This is a genomic window from Allobosea sp. 2RAB26, from assembly GCF_052115465.1.
Classification (GTDB): domain Bacteria; phylum Pseudomonadota; class Alphaproteobacteria; order Rhizobiales; family Beijerinckiaceae; genus Allobosea.
The window spans coordinates 414,345-437,262 of record NZ_JBFRGS010000002.1 but is presented as its reverse complement, the minus strand read 5'-3'; the positions used below and the strand labels follow the sequence as shown (position 1 = coordinate 437,262).

The window sequence follows — 22,918 nt, the reverse complement described above, 5'->3', positions numbered from 1 at the left end:
TATCGTATCCGGTCCGATGATCTGACCGCCTCCGATTGCATGGGCTTGCCCGAAAGCCGCAATCCGTTTTTCGGGCCGATGCTTTAGCCGACCACGCGCTCGATCCGGCTGATCACCCGTTTCTCCCGCAGCTCGCTGATGATGGCGCTGAGATGTTTCAGGTCCCAGACCGTGAGATCGATGGTGACATCGGTGAAGTCCGGCGTCGGCCGCACCATCGTCACCGCATCGATATTGCCGTCATGCTCGGCGATGGTGGTGGTGATCTGCGCCAGCGAGCCGGGCTCGTTGATCGAGTTGAGGGCGATGCGCGCCGGAAAGCGCTGGGGCGTCTTGTCGTCGAGGTCCCAGCGCACGTCGAGCCAGCGATCGGGCTCGTTGTCGAAGGCCGCCAGCGAAGGCGACTGGATCGGATAGATCGTCACGCCTTCGCCAGGCGTCAGGATTCCGACGATGCGATCGCCCGGCACGGCACCGCCATTCGGCGCGAAGCGCACCGGCAGATCGCCGCCGAGGCCGCGGATCGGGATGGCATTGTCGCCCGGCGTCTCGCCGGGCAGCTTGAACTTGAGATTGTCGCCCTTGCGCAGCTCGAACCAGCCCTTGCCGTTGCTTTCGCCACGGGCTTCGGGCGTGGACCGCTTCTCCGGCTCGAGATCGGGATAGACCGCCTTGACGACGTCGCCCGAGAACATCTCGCCGCGCCCGACAGCGGCGAACACGTCGTCGACGGCGGTGCGGGCCAGCCGCTTGAGCGCCGCTTTGAGCTTTTCGTCGGTGAAGACACGCTCGGCGCGCATGAAGGCGCGTTCGAGGATCTGGCGGCCAAGGCCGGCATATTGCTTGCGCACGGCCGCGCGCGTCGCCCTTCGGATCGCGGCGCGCGCCTTGCCGGTGACGACGAGCGATTCCCAGGCCGCGGGGGGCACCTGCCCGTCGGCGCGGGTGATCTCGACCTCGTCGCCATTCTGCAGCTCGGTGAGCAGCGGCGCGATGCGGCCATTGATCTTGGCACCGACCGCGGTGTTGCCGACATCGGTATGGACCGCATAGGCGAAGTCGATCGGGGTCGCCCCGCGCGGCAGGGCGATCAGCCGGCCCTTGGGCGTGAAGCAGAAGACCTGGTCGTGGAAGAGTTCGAGCTTGGTGTGCTCCAGGAACTCTTCCGGATTGTCGCCCTCTGCGAGCAGGTCGACGGTGCGCCGCAGCCACTGATAGGCCCGGCTTTCATCGGCCGCACCGGAGAGCTCGGTGGTCCGTCCGTCCTTGTAATGGGCATGGGCCGCGATGCCGTACTCGGCGATGCGGTCCATCTTGTCTGTGCGGATCTGCAGTTCGACGCGGCTATGGCCCGGGCCGACCACCGTGGTGTGGATCGAGCGATAGTCGTTCTGCTTTGGCGTCGAGATGTAGTCCTTGTAGCGCCCCGGAACCATCGGCCAGGTCGTGTGGACGATCCCGAGCACGCGGTAGCAATCCTCCAGCTGGTCGACGATGACCCGGAAGCCGAAAATATCCGAAAGCTGCTCGAAGGAGACCGACTTGCGCTCCATCTTGCGCCAGATCGAGTAGGGGCGCTTGCGTCGTCCGGCGACCTCCGCCTGGATGCCGCGCGCGGCCAGCTTCTCCTTGAGATCGATCTCGATCGCGCTGATCACGGAGCCTTCGCGCTCGGTCACCTCTTCCAGGCGCTTGGTGATGGTGGAGTGGGCTTCCGGCTTGATATGGCGGAAGGCCAGTTCTTCCAGCTCCTCGCGCAGTTCCTGCATGCCCATCCGCCCGGCGAGCGGGGCATAGATCTCGGCCGTCTCCTCGGCGACGCGCAGCCGCTTCTCGGGCGGGACGAAATGCAGGGTGCGCATGTTGTGCAGCCGGTCGGCGAGCTTGACCAGGAGCACCCGGACATCTTCGGCGATGGCCAGCAGCAGCTTGCGGAAATTCTCGCCCTGGGCCGCCTTCTTCGAGACGAGGTCGAGTTTCTTGATCTTGGTCAGGCCGTCGACGAGCCGGCGGATATCCGGCCCGAACATACTCTCGATCTCTTCGAGAGTGGCTGCCGTATCCTCGACGGTGTCGTGCAGGACGGCGGCGACGATCGTCGCATCGTCCAGCTTGAGATCGGTCAGGATCGCCGCGACTTCGAGGGGATGCGCGAAGAAGGGGTCGCCCGAGGCGCGCTTCTGTGTGCCATGCGCGCGCATGGCATAGACATACGCTCGGTTGAGCAGGTCTTCGTCGGTATTCGGATTATAGCTCCTGACCCGGTCAACGAGCTCGTATTGCCGCATCATGCCCATGCGGGCCCCTGTAACGCCTGCCAAGAATTGCAAAGGTTCAATATCGGCACGGCGTTCCGGCGGGGCAAGGCGATTCTATGCAGGGTAGGCATGAAAAAGCCCGGCAATGCCGGGCTTTAGCGTAGACTGGTGAACGCTTTGATCAGTCTTCGTCGTCGGCGCTCTCGGTCGGCGGCACGAGGCCGTCGAGGCCGCGCAGTAGATCTTCCTCGCTCATGCGATCGAACTGGACTTCCGAATCGGGCGTCGCTGCGCTGGACGGGCCGCTGGTCAGGAGCGGCACGGTCTCGGCCTCAGGCTCGTCGACCTCGACATGCTTCTGTAGCGAGTGGATCAGCTCTTCCTTCAAATCTTCGGGAGTGAGCTTCTCTTCGGCGATTTCGCGCAGCGCCACGACGGGGTTCTTGTCGTTGTCGCGGGGAACCAGAATCTGCGTGCCCGAAGCGATCATGCGGGCGCGGTGGCTGGCCAGCAGAACCAGCTCGAAGCGGTTCTCGACCTTGTCGATGCAGTCCTCAACGGTAACGCGAGCCATTGAACGGCTCCTTCTGATCTTGGCGATGCAGGGAAAGATTGATGTGAGCCGGCCATACAGGCAAAGCCGGGCGGATGCAAGATTTTGCTGCGCGCGCTTACCAGCTCTCGCCCTGCATCCGGCTGACCAGCTCGTCGAGCCTGGGCTCACGATGGGCCAGGCCGTCGAGGATCGATCCCCCCGCCATCGCCGGCAGCTCATGCGGCGCAAGCTCGGCAAAGCGCATGCGCATCGGCGTCGCCACGCCCGCGCCGAAGGCGATCGCCTCGCGATTGCCGATGGCCGAGAGGAAGCCGATTGTGCTCGCCGAGGCGTCGGCAATGGCCGAGCGGATGATCTGCTGGTCGCGGTCATTGGCGAGCCGCATCGCAAAAATGGTCGAGCATTGCGACAGGATCGTGGGATCGAGCTCGCCCGGGCGCTGGGTCACGACGCCGAGATAGGCGCCGTACTTGCGGCCTTCCTTGGCGATGCGGGCGATGGCTTGCCGGGTCGGTGTGAAGCCGAGCGACTGATCCGCCGGCACATAGCGATGGGCCTCCTCGCAGAGCAGCAGCACCTCGTAGCCGCCATGGCTGAACATGGCGAGGTCGAAGGCGATGCGCGCCAGCACGGATGCGACGGCGTTGACGACATCGGCCGGCAGCCCGGCGAGCTGGAACACGCAGATCGGCCGGCCATGCTGCGGAATCCGGAAGATCTGGCCGATCACCTGGCCCATGCCTTCGACCATGTTCGCGCGCGCGAACATGAACTGGTAGCTCGGGTCGCCATAGAGCGCTTCGAGGCGGACCTTCAGCGATCGCAGCGCGGCCCGCGGATAACGGATCTCATGGAGCCCCATCAACTCGTCCAGGACGGCGAGCGCGTCGACCATCCTGTAGGGCAGGGGGGCGTCGCCGCTGGAGGCTGCGCCCCCGGCCGCCGACCGCCGCGCCGTCGGATCGAGCGGCCGCTTCAGCAGCGAGGCGCCGAGGTCGCGTGCGAAATCCTGGGCTGCGGGCTTGCGATAGCGGGCGCGGGCCGCGGCGATGACCTCGCGCAGGATGTCGATCTCGTCGAGATCGGGACGGCCGCGAAAGACGACATCGGCAAATTCTTCGAGGCGGAACATCCAGAAGGGCAGGTCGAGGCTTTGCGCATCGGTGACCACGGCCTTGTCGGGAAAGGCGTGGGCGTATTCGTTGTGCGGATCGAGGATCAGCACCCGCAGATGCGGCTTGGCGGCAATCGCCTTGCGCAGCAGCAGCGAGACGGCGCTGGACTTGCCGACGCCGGTCGTGCCGACCAGCGCGAAATGGCGCGACAGCAGATCGTCGATGCAGACCGTCGCCGGAATGGCGGCATCCTGCGTCAGGTGTCCGATGGCGACGCCGGCCCTGGCGCCGAGGTCATGCACCAGAGCAAGATCATGGGCCCGGATACGGTGCGCGATCGCGCCGACTGGCGGATAGGTGGTGATGCCGGTCTGGAAAGTGGTGCGTCCGCCCTCGGTTTCCAGCACCTCGCCGAGCAGTTCCACTTCGATATGGACGGGATTGTCGGCCAGTTCGTCCCAGAATTCCCTGACGGCCTTGATCTCATAGACCATGCCGACGATCCGGCTGCGGCCGAGATTGATCGAGATCATCCGCCCGATCGTCCAGGCCTCGGGCGTTGCCGTGCCGGCGCGTGGGATGATGGTGCCGATCGTCGCACGCGCGCCATTGCATGACAGAACGCGGCCGATCGACCGGTCGGCCACCTGGCCGGCGGTGCGACGGTCCGGAATGATATCGTTTTCGAACTGGCCCTGATTGACGGAAATCTGCACGGCCCTGGGTCTCTCGATCTGATCTGGGTCAGGCATGAAAGGAGCGTGCGCGCTTAAGATTGGTTTCCAAGCCGCGGCAGCTTGGCGGCGCGGTTAGCAAATCACGAAGAAGCCTGGGAAAGCTCTCGCGATATCCATCAGCGAACGTGGTCTTGCCGATCAATTTCCGTGCCTTGAGCCGGACCGGGCCAGGCGGTATGCACGCTGGCAACGGGCGAGGGGACTTGTGATGACAAATGGCCGGTTGCGACTGGGCGTGAACATCGATCACGTTGCTACGGTGCGCAATGCGCGTGGCGGAGCCCTGCCCGATCCCATCCGCGCCGCGCATCTTGCGGTCGAGGCCGGAGCCGACGGCATCACGGCGCATCTGCGCGAAGACCGGCGCCACATCCGCGATGCCGACATCGAGCGGCTGATGGCCGAACTCACCGTGCCCCTGAATTTCGAGATGGCAGCCACGGCGGAGATGATCGCGCTGGCTGAGCGCCTGAAGCCGCATGCGGCCTGCCTCGTACCCGAGAAACGCGAGGAGCGCACGACCGAAGGCGGGCTCGATGTCGTCGGGCAGGAGCGTGCTTTGGCGCCAGCGATCGCGCAGCTCAACGCGGCGGGCTCCAGGGTGTCGCTCTTCATCGAGCCGGATGCTGCTCCGATCAGGATGGCGGCCAAGCTCGGCGCGCCGGTGGTCGAGCTGCATACCGGAACCTGGTGCCATGCCGTCATCGACGGCAAGCGGGACAAGGCCGATGCCGAGTTCCGCCGTCTTGCCGAAGGGGCTGCGCTTGCGGCCTCGCTTGGACTCGAAGTTCATGCCGGCCATGGGCTCGATTACGACACCGCGCGCGAATTGGCGGTCGTTCCCGATTTCGTCGAGTTCAATATTGGCCACTTCCTGGTCGGCGAGGCGCTCTTCATCGGCTTGGAGCAGGCGATCGTGCAGATGCGTGCAGCCATGGACGAAGGGCGCGCGGCCAAGTAGACCGGCTGCATGATCCTCGGCATCGGCTCCGACCTCTGCGATATCCGCCGCATCGAGCAATCGCTGGAGCGGTTCGGCGAGCGCTTCACCCATCGCATCTTTACCGAGGGCGAGCGGGCCAAGTCGGACCGCCGCGCCACCCGGGCGGCCTCCTATGCCCGCCGCTTCGCCGCCAAGGAGGCCTGCTCCAAGGCGCTCGGCACCGGTCTGAGTCGCGGCGTGTTCTGGCGCGATATGGAGGTGGTGAACCTGCCCGGCGGCCAGCCGACGATGCGGTTGACCGGCGGCGCCGCCGAGCGCCTCGCAGCGATGCTGCCGCTAGGGCATGAAGCCTTCGTCCATGTCTCGCTGACCGATGATCCGCCAATGGCGCAGGCTTTCGTCGTGATCGAGGCGCGACCGCTTCTTCCCTGACAGGGAGTACGGGCATGTCTGGTGGTGTCGGCGACGCGGAACGCGAGGAGCGTGCCCGCGCGAGCTTCAGAGGGCAGGTCGAGGCCTGCCGCAGGCTTGGATCCCCCTTCACGGCCCTGTTCTGCGAGGTGATGGCGGAGCGGCTCGATCAAACCAGTGGTTTTGGCCGGCGCGCGCTTGGCTGGCCGGGCGACCCCGTTGCCGACGCGCTGCCCTTGCGGGCAGCCGGTGCCTTCAACGCCTTGGCGCGCTCCGGAACGATGCCGTCACTGCAGGCGCTCTACCCGCCGGCTCTTGCCCGCGCGGACGCATTGTGGAGCGGCCTTGCCGCAGCCATCGACGCCCATGATGCGGATCTTGCCGCCTATCTCGACAGCGCCCCGCAGACTAATGAGGTGAAGCGCTGCGCCGTGCTGCTCGGGGGCGCCTTGATCGTTGCCCGCGATACCGGCTTGCCGCTTGATCTGATCGAGATCGGCGCGAGCGCCGGGCTCAATCTCGGTTTCGAGCGTTATCGCTACGCATTTGGTGCCGCCAGCTGGGGGCGCGACGATGCGCCGGTCACCATCCGCAGCGAATGGCGCGGCAGGCTGCCTCCGCTCGATGCCGCGCTTCGCGTTGCGGCGCGGCGTGCCTGCGACCTCAATCCGCTCGACCCATCGCAACCGGCCGATCGCGCCCGCGTCCTCTCCTATATCTGGCCGGATCAGGCCGACCGCCTGCACACGACCGAAGCAGCCTTCGATGCGGCGTCTGCTGCCTCGTGGCGCGTTGAGCGAGCCGATGCTGCCGCCTGGGTCGAGGCGCGGCTGGCCGAGGCGGCCGCGCCGGGCAGCGCCCGCATGCTGATGCACACGATCATGTGGCAATATCTGCCCGAGCCGACCAAGCAGCGCATCGTTGCGGCCATGGCTGCGGCGGGCGCTGCCGCGACCGCCGAGCGCCCGCTGGCCTGGCTGCGCATGGAGCCGGACGGCAAGCCTGGCCATGCCGCGGTCGCCCTGACGCAATGGCCGGGGGCAGTGGAGCGTGAACTCGGGCGCGCCGATTATCACGGCCGCTGGGTCGAGTGGCACTGAGGCGGGTTAGAGCGTCGGCCCGAAAAGTGGATTGCGGTTTTCGGGACAAAGCCGATGCAAACACAAAGGGTTAGATCATCGGACCGGACGCGGTTTCCTGTCCGATGATCTAGATCGACAACGCAAAACGGGCCGGAGCTGCGCGCACCCGACCCGTTCGAGCCATAGGAAGCGAGGCGCCGGACCGAGCCGGCGCCATCTTGACGGCTATTCGGCCGTGTCGGACTTCAGCCAGCGATAGAGCACGCCGCCAAGAGCGCCGCCGATCAGCGGAGCGACCCAGAACAGCCAGAGCTGCTGCAGCGCCCAGCCGCCGACGAACAGGGCAGGGCCGGTGCTGCGCGCCGGATTGACCGAAGTATTCGTCACGGGAATGCTGACCAGGTGGATGAGAGCGAGGCCGAGCCCGATGGCGAGCGGTGCGAAGCCTGCCGGCGCCTTGCCATGGGTCGCGCCCATGATGATGAAGATGAACATCATCGTCATGACGACTTCCATCAGGAAGCCTGAGAACAGGCTGTACTGGCCCGGCGAATGTTCGCCATAGCCGTTCGAGGCAAAGCCCTTGGCGAGATCGAAGCCAGGCGCGCCCTTGGCGATCATGTAGAGAATGAAGGCGCCGGCGATCGCACCGATCACCTGCGCGACGATATAGGGGAGGACCTGTCCGGTGGGGAAACGCCCGCCGGCCGCGAGCCCGACGGTGACCGCCGGATTGAGATGGCAACCCGAAATATGGCCGATGGCATAGGCCATGGTGACGACCGTCAGGCCGAACGCAAGTGAGACGCCGAGCAGCCCGATACCGACCTGCGGGAAACCTGCAGCGATGACCGCGCTGCCGCAGCCGGCGAAGGTTAGCCAGAATGTGCCGATGGCTTCAGCCGCATATTTCTTCGAGCTCATACTGATTCCCCCAGAGGTTGTGACCAGCTATCAGTGAACCTGGGCTCGGAATGCGTCAATTACGCTACTGCGGGGCCGCCCTTCACCTGCGGCAGGGGGCGATCTTCGCCGGCTGCTGCTTGGCCTGGGGCAATGTCGGGGCGGCGCGATTGCGTCGCCTCAATTGCGGCAGGTCCGGACCTGCGGGCAGCCGGGGAAATTCGCGATGACAGAACCAATGTTGCGTTGCGATGCCGGGCGGCCCTGTTCGCGCCATCTTGTGCGAGGATATCGCGTTGTCCCCGGCCGTACATTCCGCTATGCCGCGCCTCGGAACTGATGAAGGAGCGCCCCGGGTGGCCAACGACGCCGAAATCAAGAGCAAGACGGCCAAGGACGAGGGCGGCATCCTTGAGACGATCAAGGTCGTCGTCCAGGCGCTTCTCATCGCGCTTGTCATCCGGACGCTGTTGTTCCAGCCCTTCAACATTCCGTCGGGCTCGCTGATCCCGACATTGCTGATCGGCGACTATCTCTTCGTCTCCAAATACACCTACGGCTATTCCAAGCACTCGATCCCGTTCAGCCCGCCGCTGTTCAAGGGGCGGGTCTGGGCTGCCGAGCCGAAGCGCGGCGACATCGCCGTCTTCAAGCTGCCGAGCGACAATTCCACCGATTACATCAAGCGCGTCATCGGCCTGCCGGGCGACCGCGTCCAGATGATCGACGGCATCCTCCACATCAACAACCAGCCGGTGAAGCGCGAGCGCATCGCCGACTTCGAAACCACCGACAACTGGGGCCGCAGCACCAAGGTCATCCAGTATCGCGAGACGCTGCCCGAGGGCGTCAGCCACAACATCATCGAGCGCGAGGGCGACACCGGCACCTTCGACAACACGCCGGTCTTCCGCGTGCCCGAAGGCCATTTCTTCATGATGGGCGACAACCGCGACAACTCGCTGGATTCGCGCGACCGCAGCGTCGGCTACGTGCCTTTCGAGAACTTCGTCGGCCGCGCCGAGATCATCTTCTTCTCCATCGACGACGGCGCCTCCGCCTGGCGTGTCTGGGAATGGCCCTGGACCGTGCGCTGGAACCGCCTGTTCAGCACGATCAAGTGACGAAGCCGCAAGTGACGAAGCCGGGGGACAGCGGGCGTAAGACGCCCGACCTCGCTCGGCTCGAGGCGAAGCTTGGCCATGTCTTCGCCAATCGCGCCCTGCTTGAAACCGCCCTGACCCATATGAGCGCCGAGAGCTCGCGGCTCGGCAGCTATCAGCGGCTCGAGTTCCTGGGCGATCGCGTCCTGGGATTGAGCGTCGCCGACATGCTCTTCGAGCGCTATCCGCAGGCCGAGGAGGGCGACATGTCGCGCCGCCTGGCCGATCTCGTGCGCAAGGAGACCTGCGCCGAAGTCGCGCTGGGCTGGGATCTCGGCAGCTACCTGAAGCTCGGCGACGGCGAGATCCTGGGCGGCGCCCGCAAGAACAAGGCGATCCTGGCCGATGCCTGCGAGTCGATCATCGGTGCGGTCTTCATCGATGGCGGCTATGCTGCAGCCAGAGGACTGGTCGAGCGCGCTTTTGGCGAGCGCCTGCTGAAGCCGGTGCGCCCGTTGCGTGATGCGAAGACCGCCTTGCAGGAATGGGCGCAGGGCAAGGGCTACCAGACGCCGACCTATACCGAGCGCGGCCGCTCGGGCCCGGACCATGCCCCGCTCTTCCGGGTTGCGGCCCGGATCGCGGGATTGATCGACGCCGAAGCCGAAGGGCGCTCCAAGCGCCTCGCCGAACAAGCTGCTGCCGAGGCGTTCCTGCGCCGCGAGGGGCTCTGGAACGAAACCATGGGAGATGACAATGGCTGAGGCCGACAAGCCCACACGCTGCGGCTTCGTTGCGCTGATCGGCGCGCCCAATGCCGGCAAGTCGACGCTGCTGAACAAGCTCGTCGGCGCCAAGATCTCGATCGTCTCGCGCAAGGTGCAGACGACGCGGACCCAGGTGCGCGGCATCGCGCTCGCCGGCGCGGCGCAGGTCATCTTCGTCGACACGCCCGGCATCTTCGCACCCAAGCGCCGGCTCGACCGCGCCATGGTGACGAGCGCCTGGGGCGGCGCGACCGATGCCGACCTGATCGGCGTGCTGATCGATGTCGAGCGCTTCGACAATGAGGAGAACACGAGGCTGCTCGAAAAGCTCGCCGAGCTGAAGCAGCCCAAGTTCCTGGTCCTCAACAAGATCGACACGATCGAGAAGGAGAAGCTGCTCGCCATCACGACGCAGCTGAACGAGCGGGGCAAGTTCGAGACCACCTTCATGGTCGCGGCGCTGACCGGCTATGGCGTCAAGGACATTCTCGACTGGCTCGAGACGCGCCTGCCGCTCGGCCCCTGGCTCTATCCGGAGGACCAGATCTCGGATGCGCCGCTGCGCTTCCTCGCCGCCGAGATCACGCGCGAGAAGATCTTCGAGCGCCTGCACGACGAATTGCCCTATCGCTCGACGGTCGAGACCGAACAATGGCAGCAGCGGCCCGATGGCTCGGTGCGCATCGAGCAGACGATCTATGTCGAGCGCGAGGGCCAGCGGAAGATCGTGCTTGGCGAGGGCGGCCAGACCATCAAGGCGATTGGCCAGAAGGCCCGCGTCGAGATCGCCGAGGCAGCCGAGGCCAAGGTCCATCTCTTCCTCTTCGTCAAGGTTCGCGAGAACTGGAGCGACGATCCGGAGCGCTATCGCGAGATGGGGCTGGAATTCCCCAAAGGCTGAACCGGCCAAGGCTCGACTGGCAAGGGCTGAACCGTTCAGCGCTGAACCGGCCCGCGAAATGCAGCCGCCAACTCCCTGACGAAGGCGTTGGCGCGCGGCGTCGCGACATTGCTGCGCAGCACGACCTCGGATGAGCCGAGCACCGGCAGGCCCCAGTCTGTGCCGACATCGACGGCGCCGAGCGGCGCGATGCGCGCGGCGAGCGGGGTGACGCCGAGCCCGCCCTGCACGGCCGCCAGTACCGCGGCCATGCCTCCACCGACAAAGGCCTCCCGCCAGCTGAGCCCGGCGCCACTAACGGCCTCGATGGCGTGACGCCTGAGCGCGCATTCCGTCATCAGGCTGACGAGCGGCAGCGGCCGCGAGGAATCGCGCGTCAGCGTTGGCGCGGCGAACCAGCCAAAGGCGTCGCGGCGCAGCACCTCGCCCGTTCGCCCCTGTCCGATCCGCAGCATCACGGCGACATCGAGCTCGCCGCGTTCGAAGGCCGTCTCGAGCAGGCTCGAGCGTTCGATCCGCAGGCTGATCACCAGCGTCGGGTCATGGCCGAACAGACGCGCCAGCAGGGCCGGCGCATCGGCGCCAACCGCCTGCTCGCTGATCCCAACTGAGATGCGCTCCGGGGCCTCGGTGAAGGCCGCACGCGCCCGTTCATGCGCGGCGAGCAGCTCGCGCGCCGCCGGTACGAAACGCTCGCCCTCGGCGGTGAGCCTGACGAGACGTGGGTGGCGCTGGAGCAGGGCCCGGCCGAGAACCTCCTCGAGACGCTTGACCCGGGTGCTGACCAGCGACTGGGTCGTGCCCAGCGCCTCGGCGGCCCGCGTGAAGCTGCGCAGATCGGCCGCACCGAGAAAGGCGGCGACCGCATCGATATCGAGGGTGGCGACGATCATAAATCAAGAATCCATATGATTGATATCTACAATAATACACTACAACGATGGCTCGGAGAGCGCTAGCTTGCCCTGGACAGCGAGGCGAACGCCCTCGCGCGAACCGGAGATCCACCATGCCCCTGATCCGCATTTCCATGAGGCGCGGCCGTCCCGCCTCCGAGCCCGCCGCCATCGTCGACGGCGTCTATCGGGCGATGCGCGAGACCTTCGAGGTGCCGGAGGATGATCTGTTCGCGGTGATCCACCAGCACGATCCCGACGAGTTCATCTTCAACGCCCGCTATTTCGGGTTCGAGCGCAGCGCGGGGCTCGTCATCATCCAGATCACCTGCAACAACAGCCGCGGCGTCACCCAGAAGAAGGCGCTGTTTGCCAAGATCGCCGAGAACCTGCGCCGGGAGCCGGGACTGAGGCCCGACGACGTCTTCATCAACCTGATCGAGACCGCGCGCGAGAACTGGTCCTTCGGCGGCGGCATCGCCCAGTATGTCTGAGGTTGGCTGCCTGCCAGTCCGGACCGGCGCCGCTGACGCGCGCTGTCGGGAGGGGAGGCCTGCGGAAATTGACCCGGCCGGGTGCGCCGCCTAACTCCTTGTCATGGAGTGGAGCGACGACGGCACCATCATCGGCGTCCGGCAGCACGGCGAGAATGCCGTGATCCTGGAGGTGCTGACGCGTCTGCATGGCCGCCATCTCGGGCTCGTGCGCGGAGGGCGCTCGGCCCGGGCGCAGCCGGTGCTGCAGCCCGGCAATGCGGTCTCGCTGACCTGGCGGGCCCGGCTCGACGAGCATCTCGGCGAATACAAGGTCGAGCTCATCACCTCGCATGCGGCGCGGCTGATGGCGGCGCCCGTCGCCCTCTATGGGCTGGGGGTGATCTCGGCCCTGCTGCGGCTGCTGCCGGAGCGTGATCCTCATCCGGCCCTGCATGAGGGGCTGGCGGTGCTGATCGAACATCTCGACGAGCTGACCCTGGCGCCGGCCCTTGTCGTGCGGTTCGAGGTCGCGATGCTGGCCGAACTCGGCTTCGGGCTGGATCTGACGCGCTGCGCCGTCACCGGCTCGCCCGATGACCTCACCCATGTCTCGCCGAAATCGGGCAAGGCGGTCAGCCGCAAGGTGGCCGAGCCCTATCAGGATCGTCTGCTGGCGCTGCCGCGCTTCCTCAGCGAAGGGCAGGGCGGGCGGCAACCCTCGGCCGCCGACATCGCGGCGGGCTTCGCCCTGACCGGCTTCTTCCTGCGCCGCCACCTGCTTGAGCCGCGCGGATTGCTCGAGTCGCCGGAGCGGGCGCGGCTGCTGGAGCTGGTCGCACGAATTCACTGATTTCTGGCGCGTTTGCGGGTATGACGCTTTGCGCGGCTTGCATCGGGCCGGCATCGTCATAGGAAGTGATTCGCGGCCGGCGTTTCCCGGCGGCTGCAACGTAGATCGAGGTTGAGTGACACATGGGAAAGCCGGTCGAGCCGCCACCGGAGGACGAGACCGAGCGCATCGATCTGAAATCGGCGCTCGAAGAGCGCTATCTCGCCTATGCGCTGTCCACCATCATGCACCGTGCCCTGCCGGATGCGCGTGACGGCCTGAAGCCCGTCCACCGCCGTATCCTGCATGCGATGCGGCTGCTGCGCCTCGACCCCGGCCAGGTGCACAAGAAATGCGCCCGCATCGTCGGCGACGTCATCGGTAAGTTCCACCCGCATGGCGACCAGTCGGTCTATGACGCGCTGGTGCGCCTCGCCCAGGATTTCGCCCAGCGTTACCCGCTCGTCGACGGCCAGGGCAACTTTGGCAATATCGACGGCGATAACGCCGCCGCCTACCGCTATACCGAAGCGCGCATGACCGAGGTCGCGCGCCTCCTGCTCGACGGGATCGAGGAGGACGCGGTCGATTTCCGCGAGACCTATAATGGCGAGGACGAGGAGCCGATCGTCCTGCCGGCGGCGTTCCCCAACCTGCTGGCCAATGGCTCGCAGGGCATCGCGGTCGGCATGGCGACCTCGATCCCGCCGCACAACGCGGCCGAACTCTGCGACGCCGCGCTCTATCTGATCCAGCATCCGGAGACCTCCTCCGAGCAGCTCATGACCTTCGTGCCCGGGCCGGATTTCCCGACCGGCGGCATCATCGTCGAGACCCGGGCCTCGATGGCCGAGACCTATCGCACCGGGCGCGGCGCCTTCCGCACCCGGGCGCGCTGGCATGTCGAGGACCAGGGCCGCGGCACCTGGCTCGCAGTGGTCACCGAGATCCCCTACATGGTCTCGAAGGGCCGGCTGATCGAGAAGATCGCCGAGCTGCTGAACGACCGGAAGCTGCCGCTGGTCGGGGATCTGCGCGACGAGTCGGCGGAGGACATCCGCGTCGTCATCGAGCCGCGCAGCCGGGCCGTCGACGCCAATCTGATGATGGAATCGCTGTTCAAGCTCACCGAGCTCGAATCGCGCATTTCGATGAACATGAACGTGCTGACCGGCGGGCTGGTGCCGCGGGTGCTCGGCCTCAACGAGGCCCTGCGCGCCTGGCTCGACCATCGCCGCGAAGTGCTGCTGCGCCGTTCGCGCTTCCGCCTCGGCCAGATCGAGAAGCGGCTCGAGATCCTGCGCGGCCTGCTGATCGTCTATCTCGACCTCGACCGCGTCATCAAGATCATCCGCGAGGAGGACGAGCCCAAGGTCGAGCTGATGCGCTATTTCGAGCTCAGCGAGGTCCAGGCCAATGCGATCCTCGACACGCGCCTGCGCGCCCTGCGCAAGCTCGAGGAGATGCAGCTCAAGACCGAGCTCGACGAACTGACCACCGAGAAGGGCCAGATCGAGGGGCTGCTCGCCTCCGAGGCGACGCAGTGGAAGACCATCTCCTGGGACATCCGCGAGGTGAAGAAGCTCTTCGGCCCGGAAACCGCGATCGGCAAGCGCCGCACCGATTTCGCGGATATGCCGGAGACGACCGATATCGACCTGACGCAGGCCATGGTCGAGCGCGAGCCGATCACGGTCGTCGTCTCCAAGAAGGGCTGGATCAGGGCGCTGAAAGGCCATGTCCAGGACCTCTCGACGCTGTCCTTCAAGGGTGATGACGCGCTGCAGCTCGGCTTCCACACCGAGACCACGGCGAAGCTCCTGGTGCTGGCTTCGAACGGCAAGGTCTTCACGCTGGAGGCTTCCAAGCTGCCGGGCGGCCGCGGCTTCGGCGATCCCATCCGCCTGATGATCGAGCTGGAGGAGACGGCCGACATCGTCTCCGCCTTCCCCTACCGGCCGGGCCTCAAGCTCCTGATGGTGACGACGGATGGGCGCGGCTTCGTCGCCCCCAGCGACGATGTCGTGGCCAATACCCGCAAGGGTCGCCAGGTGCTCAACGTCACCGAGCCGGTCAAGGCGCTGCTCGCCGTTCCGGCGGAGGGCGACCATGTCGCGATCATCGGCGAGAACCGCAAGCTGCTCTGCTTCCCGCTCTCCGAGGTCGCGGAGATGGGGCGCGGCAAGGGCGTGCGCCTGCAGCGCTACAAGGATGGCGGCGTCTCCGACGCCAAGACCTTCAAGCTGGCCGAGGGCCTGACCTGGCTCGACACCTCGAACCGGACCTGGACGGTCGGGGCGGCCGAGTTGCTCGAGTGGCTCGGCCACCGTGCGGAATCGGGCCGCCTGCCGCCCAAGGGCTTTCCGAAGAACAACAAGTTCGGCGGCTGAAGCTGTGCCTTGCCCGGGCTTGATGCCCGGGCATCTGCCCGTTTGGCTGCGGCGGCAAATGCAGACGAGGCCATGCAAAGGCGCGCGTTCGCCTGCGCTCTTGTCCGTGTTTCACGGCTGTAAAAAGTAACGTTTTATCAACCTGTTGACCAGGCGCCTTGAATCAACGCGGCAGGGCGTTGAATCAGTTTCTCAGGTCTGTGAATCAATCTCTCAGCCAGGCGGGCAGTCCCGGCCAGGGCGCCGGGAGGAGGGACCTATCTGATCGCCTGGCCGACCACGCCGACCTCGAGGCCGAGCGTCAGGTTGTTGGTCACCGCCCATTCGACTCCGGCACGGGCCTCCGGCCTGACCGCGATCTCGCTGCGGTTGAACGGCGAACTGAAGGGCGTCGCGCCATAGCGCCAGGTCTCGTTGCCGGCAGCGAGCCCGACCTTGGTGTAGAGCAGCACGTTCTCGGTTGCGAACACGCCGGCCTTGAGCTGGAAGGCGCCGACGACATCGCGCGTCCAGGCCGCCGTGTTGAAGCTCGGCGTGCCGTAGCCGCCGATCGCAGGGGCGTATTCGAGCGCGCCGATGACGCCGTAGAGGAAGTCGCCATCGCGCCACATCTTGCCGCCTTCGAGCCCGATCGTCGGGCCGGCCGATGTGCCCAGTCCCTTGGCGCTGGTCACCTGGAAGCCCGTGGAGATGCGGGCATAGGAGCCTTCCCACTTGACACCGCCGGGCGCCAGCGTCGGCTCCGACCAGGCGAAGGACGGCACGGCGGCAAAGCCCGTGAAGGGCAGATAGGCTTGCGCCTGTGAGGCACCAGAGCTGAGCGCAAGCGCGCAGAGCGCGCCGGAAAGGATCGGTAGTCTCACGTCGAAGGCATCCTCTCGGCAAACCCCTATGCGTAAGCCTAGCAGAAGGTCGCGTGAATGTCGCGGATTTGTGGCGGAAGCGGCCCCCAGGCCGCTCGTCCCTGGATCGTCGGACCGGATATCGTATCCGGTCCGATGATGCAGCCTTCTATCTTTGCATCGGCTTTGCCCCGAAAACCGCAATCCACTTTCGGGCCGATGCTTCAGCCGATCTTCGTCTTCAGCTTGAGGAAACGCAGCGTCCGCTCGGCGGTGGCGATGTCGAGGCCGGCATAGTTCTTCAGGTCGCCCTCGGCATCGCGCGCGCCGAAGAGCAGCCGCCGCGAGCGCAGTTCCAGCACGGATTTGAAGGCCGCAATGCCGAGATTCAGCGAGCGGCAGGTCACGGCGATGCCGCTGACATCGCGCTGCAGCAGGACGCGAAGCGCCTGCTCGTTGGTGATGCCCGAGGCCTGCGCGATCACCTCGGCAAGGTGATAGGCCCGGTCCTCCTCGGCCAGCATGCTCACGATCTCGTCGAGCTCGCGCTTGCCTGCGCCGAGATCGGCGAGCAGGAGCTTCACCTCCAGCCGCTGCTGGCGTGCACGGCGGGCAAGCGTCGCGGCCTCGTCGGCGGGCTTGGACCACAGCCCGGAGCCGCCGCTGAGCCCCTCGACGATCTCCAGGACGCGGCTGGCCCGGTTCGGTGTCAGGTCGGAACGCCTGGCCAGCGCGCCACCGATCTCAGCATCCTTGCCGCCGCGTTCCAGCAGCGTGTCAAAACCCTTGTCGGAGAAATGCGCGCCTTCATTGGCGCTGACCGTGTGCAGCACAGTGCGGTCGCCGCGCTGGACGAGAATGTCGGTAACGCTTTCCGAGAGGCGGGCGCGTTCGGCAATCGCCGCGAGATGGTGCTGCGACTGGCTCACCGCGATTGCAGCGAGGTCGGTGTCGGTCAGCACCGGGGAGAGCTTCAGCACGAGGCGTGCGACCTCGGAATCGGCGTCGCCGGCAAGCGTGACCGCCACCTCATGCGGCAGGCTCGGCACCGCCGCGACATGGCCGGCATAGGCCTTGCGCGCCTCGTCCTCGAGATGCGGCAGCGAGCGCAGTGCGATCTCGCCGTAATGCGCCTTGGAGGGCTCGGTCGGATCCTGGTCGAGCAGAAAAAGGTCCGTGACGGCATTGAGCAGCTGCCGGCGTGCCTCCGAGGACATCTCGGAGGGCATCCGTGTCAAAGAACTCAGCATTGGCCCCCCAGATACGCGTCAGGCAAGTATCCGCAACCTGCGCCGGTCCGGTTTGATTTAGTCTTAAATCCGTCGCGGATTTTCGCGGGAAGCGAGGATTTTCTTCTGCGTGTTCAACGGGCCGGCACGCCGCGAATGCATGCCGGCCCGCGATGCCGCTATCGCGCGGTCCTCGGCCAGAGGCAGCGGTCGACCACCAGCATGACGATCAGCGACGCGCCGACGAGCGGAAAGACCAGCCCGCCGACCGCCAGGATGGCGAAGACGCCGTAGAGCGTCCGGCGCTCGGGCGGCAGGGGCGGCACGCCGAGCGACCCGGCCGGACGCCGCTTCCACCACATCACCCCGGCCGAGACCGAAAGCAGGATGATCGCGAGGCAGACGGCCAGCATGAAGAGCTGGTTCGCCAGGCCGAATTCCTGACCCATATGGACGTTGATGCCCCATTCCAGCCATTTCCCGAGCGGGCCGTAATCCGCGAAGGACATGTCGAGCAGGGGCGCGCCGCTATACTGGTCGAGATGGATGACGCGCTGCTGCGACAGGTCGTTTGGGTAGACAGAACCGGTGAAGACGCCGTTGGGACCGGCCGGCAGGTTGATGGCGTAGCCGCGCGCCAGGCCAAGCGCGTCGAACCTCGCCACGGCCGTGTCGAGGCTGATCGGCGCTGCCGCCGTCGCGATCGATTTCGGCACGCGCGCCTGTTCCAGCGACCATGAGGTCGGCCCGGCATGGTGCAGATGCTCATCCGACATCGGCAGGTTGACGCGGATGCCGGCCGGATAGCCGAAATTATGCCCGTTGGCCCAGCGATTGACCTGGTCGCCCCAGAGCACGGACCAGGGCATGCCGGTGATCGCCAGGAAGACGATGAAGACGCCGGCGAAGGCGCCGGTGACGGCATGCAGGTCGCGCCAGAAGACGCGCTTGCCGGCATCGCCACGCAGCGAGACCACGCCGCCCTTGCGGCCGCGCGGCCACCACAGATAGAGCCCGGTCCCGACCAGCAGGATCGACCAGCCGCCGGCGATCTCGATCACGCCATTCGCGACCGGCCCGAAATAGGCGAGGCTGTGGATCTGTCGCACGACCCACATCACCGTGCCCTTGTCGGGAATCTCGCCAAGCACACGCCCGTCATAGGGGGCGACATGCACGACCTTGCGCGCGCCAGTGGCGTCCCGGACGGTGACTTCCGCGGCTGACGATGCTGTTGCCGCGGGTACAAATTTCACGGCCTTGCCGGGAAAGGCCGCAAGCGCGTTGGCGACCAGTGTTGTCGCAGGGGCGGGGGCGGTCGATCGCATCTCCACCCGCTTGAGATCGCGATGAACCAGGCCGTCGATCTCGGTTCGGAAGAGATAGAGCCCGCCGGTGACCGCGAGCAGGATGAGGAAGGGCAGCGTCAACAGCCCGGCATAGAAATGCCAGCGCCAGACGGCGCGGTAGAGGGAGGCGGCGCGTGTATCCGCGCGCGCAGGCGCTGCCTGCGTCGATGAAACGATGGTCATGAGAGTGTCCTGTCCTGAAGGGGAAGTCTGGTTTCAGGCCAGGGCAGGCGGCGCGCGCGCTCCAAGCGGGTAGACGCTGCGGCCGGAATCGATGCGCGGTGCGGGCGGGTAGGTGACGTCTCTTGCGACACTGATGCTGCGGCGGAGCGGCAGCGCCGCGGCAGCGACAGGAGGGGCGCCACTGCTACCCGCAAGGCAACCGAGCGCGCAGCAGGTCTTGGATTGCTCCGGGCTCGCGGGCGCCGTCGGTTCGGACGATCCGCCGGGGGCACAAAGGACATGCCGCGGAAAGGGCGAGGGAGCGGCCGAGAGCCCCGCGCCGATCGACATCAGGACCGCGTTGAGAATCAGCGCATAGGCGCAGAGCACGGCAACGATGCCGCGCCCCCATCTCGCCCCTGTCGCCGTCGCGCCCATGCCTGCAGCGCTACGGCGCGGCAGGCCGGCGGTCAATAACCCAAGGGAATGAAGCGCCTGCGCCCCGTGGTCACGCCGCCGGCAGGCAGGCGGGGCCGAGCGGTTCGAAGCTCTTGCCGGAGCAATGCGCGCCTTCATGGGCGCTAACCATGTGCAGCACCGTGCGGTCGCCGCGCTGGACGAGAATGTCGGTGACGCTTTCCGAGAGACGGGTGCGCTCGGCGATCGCCGCGAGATGGTGCTGCGACGGGCTCACTGGGATCGTGGCGAGGTCGGTGTCGGTCAGCCCCGAGGGAGCTTCAGCCCGAGGCGGGGCACCGCAGCGGCATGGCCGGCATAGGCCTTGCGCGCCTCGTCCTCGAGATGCGGCAGCGAACGCAGCGCGATCTCGCCTAATGCGCCTTCAAGGGCTCAAGTCTCAAGTCCGTCGCGGATTTTTCCGGATAGCGAAGAATTTTCTCCGGTGCGACCGACGGTGCGGCATGCTGCGGATGCATGCCGGCCCGGGACCCTGCTATCCAGCGGCCTTTGGTCAGAGGCAGCTGTTGACGATCAGTATGCGCGCTGGCTCGCTCAATGGTTCAGTCGGGAAGCGCTTGCCTACCGATCAATGTCATCCAGTATGCCGGCGCAATCCCTGCCGGAGAGGGCAAATGTACAAACACATTCTGATCGCCACAGACGACTCCGAACTTGCTCGCAAGGGTCTTGAACATGGCTTGGCGCTCGCCAAACCGCTCGGAGCTAAAGTCACGGTTCTGACCGTTTCAGAACCTCTGCGGCCGGAGATCTCGCACGCAGCCCGCCAGCAGATTGATGCGTTCATGAAGGAACGCATAGCCTCCATTGAGCAAAGCGCTTCCGAACAGGGCGTCACGGTAACTCTGGAACACGAGACCGATGTTTCTCCAGCTGCGGCAATCGTGCGATTGGCCAAGCTCAACGGCTGTGATCTCGTCGTGATGTCTACTCATGCCCGGCGTGGCGTGCAGAGGGTCGTGCTCGGGAGCCAGACGTTGGAGGTGCTGGCAAGTACGACTATCCCTGTTCTGGTGATCCGGTAGTCGATTCTCCCTGATGTTGCCCCGTTTCCGGCGGTTTTGGAGCTCTTTCGGGGTCGATGTGTAACAGTATACGCTGAGAATCATACACTATATCAGCGGTTTAAACCCTGCCGGCAGCTTAGGCAGTGCCATGGCGCCCCATCGGGCACGAACCGCCCACGCTCCCTCGTCACGCCGCGGGCAGGCAGGCGGGGCCGAGCGGTTCGAAGCTCTTATAGGTCAGGATGAACTCCTGGTGGCCGAGCTCCTCCGATTTGGTGCTCCCGCCCTTGGCCAAGGAAATGACGAGATCGCGGATCTCGCGGCCGACCTCGTCGAGCCCGGCGCGGCCCTCGAGGATCCGCCCGGCATCGACATCCATGTCGTCCGCCATCCGGCGATAGGTTTCCGGATTCGCGCAGATCTTGACCACCGGCGAGATCGCCGAGCCGACGACCGAGCCGCGGCCCGTGACGAAGAGCACGCAATGGGCGCCGCAGGCGATCAGCTCCGCGATCTCGGCATTGTCGTTGATGTTCGGGAAGCCGAACCGCACCTCGCCATCGGGCACGACATCGAGCAAATAGAGCCCGCCATGGGGCGGGATGTCGCCGGGCTTGATCAGGCCCGAGATCGGCGAGGCCCCGGATTTGGCATAGGCGCCCATCGACTTCTCCTCGATGGTCGACAATCCGCCCTCGGCATTGCCGGCGGCGAAGGAGCCATAGCCGAGCGTCGCGTAATAGCGGGCTGCCTTGGCGACCGATTTTTCCAGTTCCTCGCCGAGTTCCGGCGTCACGGCGCGCGCCGCCATGATATGTTCGCAGCCGATCAGTTCGCCGGTTTCCTCGAAGATGCAGGCGGCGCCCTCGGAAATCAGCAGGTCGAAGGCGCGCCCCGCCGCAGGGTTACCGGTGATGCCCGAGGTGCCGTCCGAGCCGCCGCAGACGGTGCCGACGACGAGCTCACTGAGCGCCATCGGCACGGTCTCCTGCTCGTCGAGACGCGCACGCTCGGCCTCGACCCAGGCGCGGCCCTCCTTGATCGAGCTGCGCGTGCCGCCGGTGCCCTGGATGATGATGGTCTTCACCGGCCGGCCCGAGGCGCGCACGACGCGCTCGAGCGCATATTTGTTGAAGCTCTCGCAGCCGAGCGAGATCAGCAGCACGGCCCCGACATTGGGGTGGGTGCAGAGCCGCTCCATCATCTTTTCGGCATAGCCATTGGGATAGCAGCCGGGAAAGCCGATGACATGGACGCCGTTCTCGCGCCAGGGCAGGGCGATCTCGCGCGCGACGTGATGCGCGCATTCGACGAGATAGGCGACGGCGATCGTGTTGCGGATGCCCTTGCGTCCGTCGGACCGGAGATAGCCGCGCATGTCGTTCATGGGACGGCTCCCGCCTTGCGCTCGTCTTCGAGATGATAGGTCGGGGTGTAGTCGCTCTTCATGTTCTGAACATGGACATGCTGGCCGGGCGCGATCGCTTCGGTCGCGACGCCGATGGGGGCCCCGTATTTCAGGATTTTTTCGCCGGTGACGATCGGCTTTCGCGCGACCTTGTGGGCGAGCGCGATATCACGGTCGAGCACGGCCGGCCCTGCGCCGGTTTCGACGGTCTCGCCGGCGGCGAGCCGCATCCGCGCGACAAAGACGTTGTCGCGCGGATCGAGCAGGATGAGCCGGGGATCGTGCTGAGCCATGGGCTTAACTCCTTGGAGGAGCCGGCCGCGTCAGTCCGCGCGACCGGGCAGGCAGCCCGCAAGCGATCAGAACTTGCCGAACTGGAGATAGGCTTCCTGCGGGTCCGTGCCGGCGAGGATCGCGGTGCGGACCTTGTTCTCGGCCGAGATCGCCGTCTCCGCCTTCTCGAGCACCTCCTCGATCACTTCGACGGGAATGCGCACGATGCCGTCGCGGTCGCCGAGGATGTAGTCGCCGGGCCGGATCCAGACCGAGCCGATCTTGATCGGCTCGTCGATCGTCTTCGGCATCCAGAATCCGACGATGTCGCGTGGCGTATAGGCGCGGAAATAGGCCTGGAAGCCCATGTCGACCATGAACTCGGTATCGCGCGACAGGCCGTCGATGACGCAGCCGCGCACGCCCTTGTTCTTGAGCGTCTCGGCCGAAAGCTCGCCCATCAGCGCGACCTCGTCGGTATTGGGCTGGCAGACCCAGACATGGCCGGGCTTGGCGCGCGAGAGCAGGCCGGTCCAGCCGAGCAGGGTCTCATGCGCGTCGAAATCGGGATCGGTCTTGCCCTCGACGGTGAAGGCCGGGCCGGCGAGCTTCTGGCCGGGCAGGAGGGGCCTCAGATCGGACGGGAGCGTGAACTCCTTCAGCCCCATCGCGCGCATGACATCGTGGATGATGCCGGTATAGCAGCGTTCCAGCCGCTCGGTCAGTTGATCGCTCAAGGCTTCCTCCGTATCAGGGCTTCGTCGCGCCGGGACGCGCTGCCATTGCGGCCAAGGTGCCGGCCGG

23 protein-coding genes are annotated in these 22,918 nt (G+C 66.1%); 10 read left to right on the top strand and 13 right to left on the bottom strand.

All coding sequences use genetic code 11. The annotated features are described in order from the left end of the window. Positions 1–83: 83 nt before the first annotated feature. The 3 genes from AB4118_RS05200 to AB4118_RS05190 all read right to left on the bottom strand — a co-directional run bounded on the left by AB4118_RS05200 (position 84) and on the right by AB4118_RS05190 (position 4,681). Positions 84–2,291: a RelA/SpoT family protein gene (locus AB4118_RS05200; RefSeq protein ID WP_441488844.1), complete on the bottom strand. Its 2,208-nt coding sequence runs from the start codon at positions 2,289–2,291 to the stop codon at positions 84–86. A 148-nt stretch (positions 2,292–2,439) separates the two neighbouring features. Then, positions 2,440–2,832, bottom strand: coding sequence for a DNA-directed RNA polymerase subunit omega (rpoZ, locus tag AB4118_RS05195; protein ID WP_069877018.1), 393 nt, complete (start codon positions 2,830–2,832; stop codon positions 2,440–2,442). Between the two features lie 97 nt (positions 2,833–2,929). Continuing rightward, complete coding sequence (locus tag AB4118_RS05190; protein ID WP_441488726.1) at positions 2,930–4,681, bottom strand: ATP-binding protein; 1,752 nt, start codon at positions 4,679–4,681, stop codon at positions 2,930–2,932. 193 nt (positions 4,682–4,874) lie between these two features. Here AB4118_RS05190 and AB4118_RS05185 point away from each other — a divergent pair, with 193 nt between their 5' ends. From AB4118_RS05185 to AB4118_RS05175, 3 genes are read left to right on the top strand one after another with little or no spacing between them, the layout of a single operon-like run. After that, positions 4,875–5,627, top strand: coding sequence for a pyridoxine 5'-phosphate synthase (locus AB4118_RS05185; RefSeq protein WP_441478369.1), 753 nt, complete (start codon positions 4,875–4,877; stop codon positions 5,625–5,627). A gap of 9 nt (positions 5,628–5,636) precedes the next feature. Next, positions 5,637–6,041: a holo-ACP synthase gene (gene acpS / locus AB4118_RS05180; RefSeq protein ID WP_441488725.1), complete on the top strand. Its 405-nt coding sequence runs from the start codon at positions 5,637–5,639 to the stop codon at positions 6,039–6,041. Positions 6,042–6,055: 14 nt separating this feature from the next. Continuing rightward, entirely contained in the window at positions 6,056–7,120 is a 1,065-nt protein-coding gene (locus tag AB4118_RS05175; protein WP_441488724.1) for a DUF2332 domain-containing protein, read from the top strand. Between the two features lie 207 nt (positions 7,121–7,327). On the opposite strand, the gene aqpZ is transcribed toward AB4118_RS05175, so the two are convergent. Further along, positions 7,328–8,026: an aquaporin Z gene (aqpZ, locus tag AB4118_RS05170; RefSeq protein WP_441488723.1), complete on the bottom strand. Its 699-nt coding sequence runs from the start codon at positions 8,024–8,026 to the stop codon at positions 7,328–7,330. A gap of 335 nt (positions 8,027–8,361) precedes the next feature. Between aqpZ and lepB the strand changes: the two genes are divergently transcribed. Genes lepB through era form a run of 3 tightly spaced genes read left to right on the top strand, consistent with a single transcriptional unit; the run spans position 8,362 to position 10,776 of the window. After that, positions 8,362–9,129, top strand: a complete 768-nt coding sequence (lepB, locus tag AB4118_RS05165; protein ID WP_441488722.1) for a signal peptidase I — start codon at positions 8,362–8,364, stop codon at positions 9,127–9,129. Positions 9,130–9,140: 11 nt separating this feature from the next. Continuing rightward, positions 9,141–9,872 carry a ribonuclease III gene (gene rnc / locus AB4118_RS05160; protein ID WP_441488721.1) on the top strand — a complete coding sequence of 244 codons (732 nt, stop codon included), beginning with the start codon at positions 9,141–9,143 and terminating at the stop codon, positions 9,870–9,872. Next, the gene (gene era / locus AB4118_RS05155; RefSeq protein WP_069877010.1) at positions 9,865–10,776 is read left to right on the top strand and encodes a GTPase Era; all 912 of its coding nucleotides are present in this window, start codon (positions 9,865–9,867) and stop codon (positions 10,774–10,776) included. The genes rnc and era overlap by 8 nt, the downstream gene beginning before the upstream one ends. Positions 10,777–10,811: 35 nt before the next feature. Here the strand turns inward: era and AB4118_RS05150 are convergent, their stop codons facing one another. Beyond that, complete coding sequence (locus AB4118_RS05150) at positions 10,812–11,669, bottom strand: LysR family transcriptional regulator (protein ID WP_441488720.1); 858 nt, start codon at positions 11,667–11,669, stop codon at positions 10,812–10,814. Positions 11,670–11,785: 116 nt separating this feature from the next. Between AB4118_RS05150 and AB4118_RS05145 the strand changes: the two genes are divergently transcribed. From AB4118_RS05145 to parC, 3 genes are all read left to right on the top strand, one after another. Next, entirely contained in the window at positions 11,786–12,166 is a 381-nt protein-coding gene (locus tag AB4118_RS05145; RefSeq protein ID WP_441488719.1) for a tautomerase family protein, read from the top strand. 103 nt (positions 12,167–12,269) lie between these two features. Next, positions 12,270–12,998 (top strand): DNA repair protein RecO, encoded by a 729-nt coding sequence (gene recO, locus AB4118_RS05140; protein WP_441488718.1) that lies wholly within the window; start codon positions 12,270–12,272, stop codon positions 12,996–12,998. Positions 12,999–13,120: 122 nt separating this feature from the next. Further along, the gene (gene parC, locus AB4118_RS05135; protein ID WP_441488717.1) at positions 13,121–15,367 is read left to right on the top strand and encodes a DNA topoisomerase IV subunit A; all 2,247 of its coding nucleotides are present in this window, start codon (positions 13,121–13,123) and stop codon (positions 15,365–15,367) included. Between the two features lie 257 nt (positions 15,368–15,624). Here the strand turns inward: parC and AB4118_RS05130 are convergent, their stop codons facing one another. From AB4118_RS05130 to AB4118_RS05110, 5 genes are all read right to left on the bottom strand, one after another. Next, positions 15,625–16,230, bottom strand: a complete 606-nt coding sequence (locus AB4118_RS05130; RefSeq protein ID WP_441488716.1) for an outer membrane protein — start codon at positions 16,228–16,230, stop codon at positions 15,625–15,627. Positions 16,231–16,433: 203 nt separating this feature from the next. Beyond that, entirely contained in the window at positions 16,434–17,426 is a 993-nt protein-coding gene (locus AB4118_RS05125) for a DUF2336 domain-containing protein (protein ID WP_441488715.1), read from the bottom strand. Positions 17,427–17,617: 191 nt separating this feature from the next. Beyond that, positions 17,618–18,970 (bottom strand): PepSY-associated TM helix domain-containing protein, encoded by a 1,353-nt coding sequence (locus tag AB4118_RS05120; RefSeq protein WP_441488714.1) that lies wholly within the window; start codon positions 18,968–18,970, stop codon positions 17,618–17,620. Between the two features lie 33 nt (positions 18,971–19,003). After that, positions 19,004–19,387, bottom strand: coding sequence for a hypothetical protein (locus AB4118_RS05115; RefSeq protein ID WP_441488713.1), 384 nt, complete (start codon positions 19,385–19,387; stop codon positions 19,004–19,006). Between the two features lie 70 nt (positions 19,388–19,457). Beyond that, complete coding sequence (locus AB4118_RS05110; RefSeq protein ID WP_441488843.1) at positions 19,458–19,673, bottom strand: DUF2336 domain-containing protein; 216 nt, start codon at positions 19,671–19,673, stop codon at positions 19,458–19,460. Between the two features lie 367 nt (positions 19,674–20,040). Here AB4118_RS05110 and AB4118_RS05105 point away from each other — a divergent pair, with 367 nt between their 5' ends. Next, positions 20,041–20,451 carry a universal stress protein gene (locus tag AB4118_RS05105; RefSeq protein ID WP_441488712.1) on the top strand — a complete coding sequence of 137 codons (411 nt, stop codon included), beginning with the start codon at positions 20,041–20,043 and terminating at the stop codon, positions 20,449–20,451. Between the two features lie 169 nt (positions 20,452–20,620). Here AB4118_RS05105 and AB4118_RS05100 read toward each other — a convergent pair whose 3' ends face one another. The 3 genes from AB4118_RS05100 to AB4118_RS05090 all read right to left on the bottom strand — a co-directional run bounded on the left by AB4118_RS05100 (position 20,621) and on the right by AB4118_RS05090 (position 22,851). Next, positions 20,621–21,820, bottom strand: a complete 1,200-nt coding sequence (locus AB4118_RS05100) for a UxaA family hydrolase (protein WP_441488711.1) — start codon at positions 21,818–21,820, stop codon at positions 20,621–20,623. Further along, positions 21,817–22,134: a UxaA family hydrolase gene (locus AB4118_RS05095; protein WP_441488710.1), complete on the bottom strand. Its 318-nt coding sequence runs from the start codon at positions 22,132–22,134 to the stop codon at positions 21,817–21,819. Before AB4118_RS05095 ends, AB4118_RS05100 begins: the two co-directional genes overlap by 4 nt. A 66-nt stretch (positions 22,135–22,200) precedes the next feature. Further along, positions 22,201–22,851 carry an RraA family protein gene (locus tag AB4118_RS05090; protein ID WP_441488709.1) on the bottom strand — a complete coding sequence of 217 codons (651 nt, stop codon included), beginning with the start codon at positions 22,849–22,851 and terminating at the stop codon, positions 22,201–22,203. Positions 22,852–22,918: the final 67 nt, after the last annotated feature.

Coding starts and splice junctions, on each gene's coding strand:
- AB4118_RS05200 (WP_441488844.1), bottom strand. CDS start 2,291: ATGATGCGGCAATACGAGCTCGTTGACCGGGTCAGGAGCTATAATCCG.
- rpoZ (WP_069877018.1), bottom strand. CDS start 2,832: ATGGCTCGCGTTACCGTTGAGGACTGCATCGACAAGGTCGAGAACCGC.
- AB4118_RS05190 (WP_441488726.1), bottom strand. CDS start 4,681: ATGCCTGACCCAGATCAGATCGAGAGACCCAGGGCCGTGCAGATTTCC.
- AB4118_RS05185 (WP_441478369.1), top strand. CDS start 4,875: ATGACAAATGGCCGGTTGCGACTGGGCGTGAACATCGATCACGTTGCT.
- acpS (WP_441488725.1), top strand. CDS start 5,637: ATGATCCTCGGCATCGGCTCCGACCTCTGCGATATCCGCCGCATCGAG.
- AB4118_RS05175 (WP_441488724.1), top strand. CDS start 6,056: ATGTCTGGTGGTGTCGGCGACGCGGAACGCGAGGAGCGTGCCCGCGCG.
- aqpZ (WP_441488723.1), bottom strand. CDS start 8,026: ATGAGCTCGAAGAAATATGCGGCTGAAGCCATCGGCACATTCTGGCTA.
- era (WP_069877010.1), top strand. CDS start 9,865: ATGGCTGAGGCCGACAAGCCCACACGCTGCGGCTTCGTTGCGCTGATC.
- AB4118_RS05150 (WP_441488720.1), bottom strand. CDS start 11,669: ATGATCGTCGCCACCCTCGATATCGATGCGGTCGCCGCCTTTCTCGGT.
- AB4118_RS05145 (WP_441488719.1), top strand. CDS start 11,786: ATGCCCCTGATCCGCATTTCCATGAGGCGCGGCCGTCCCGCCTCCGAG.
- recO (WP_441488718.1), top strand. CDS start 12,270: ATGGAGTGGAGCGACGACGGCACCATCATCGGCGTCCGGCAGCACGGC.
- parC (WP_441488717.1), top strand. CDS start 13,121: ATGGGAAAGCCGGTCGAGCCGCCACCGGAGGACGAGACCGAGCGCATC.
- AB4118_RS05125 (WP_441488715.1), bottom strand. CDS start 17,426: ATGTCCTCGGAGGCACGCCGGCAGCTGCTCAATGCCGTCACGGACCTT.
- AB4118_RS05120 (WP_441488714.1), bottom strand. CDS start 18,970: ATGACCATCGTTTCATCGACGCAGGCAGCGCCTGCGCGCGCGGATACA.
- AB4118_RS05115 (WP_441488713.1), bottom strand. CDS start 19,387: ATGGGCGCGACGGCGACAGGGGCGAGATGGGGGCGCGGCATCGTTGCC.
- AB4118_RS05105 (WP_441488712.1), top strand. CDS start 20,041: ATGTACAAACACATTCTGATCGCCACAGACGACTCCGAACTTGCTCGC.
- AB4118_RS05100 (WP_441488711.1), bottom strand. CDS start 21,820: ATGAACGACATGCGCGGCTATCTCCGGTCCGACGGACGCAAGGGCATC.
- AB4118_RS05095 (WP_441488710.1), bottom strand. CDS start 22,134: ATGGCTCAGCACGATCCCCGGCTCATCCTGCTCGATCCGCGCGACAAC.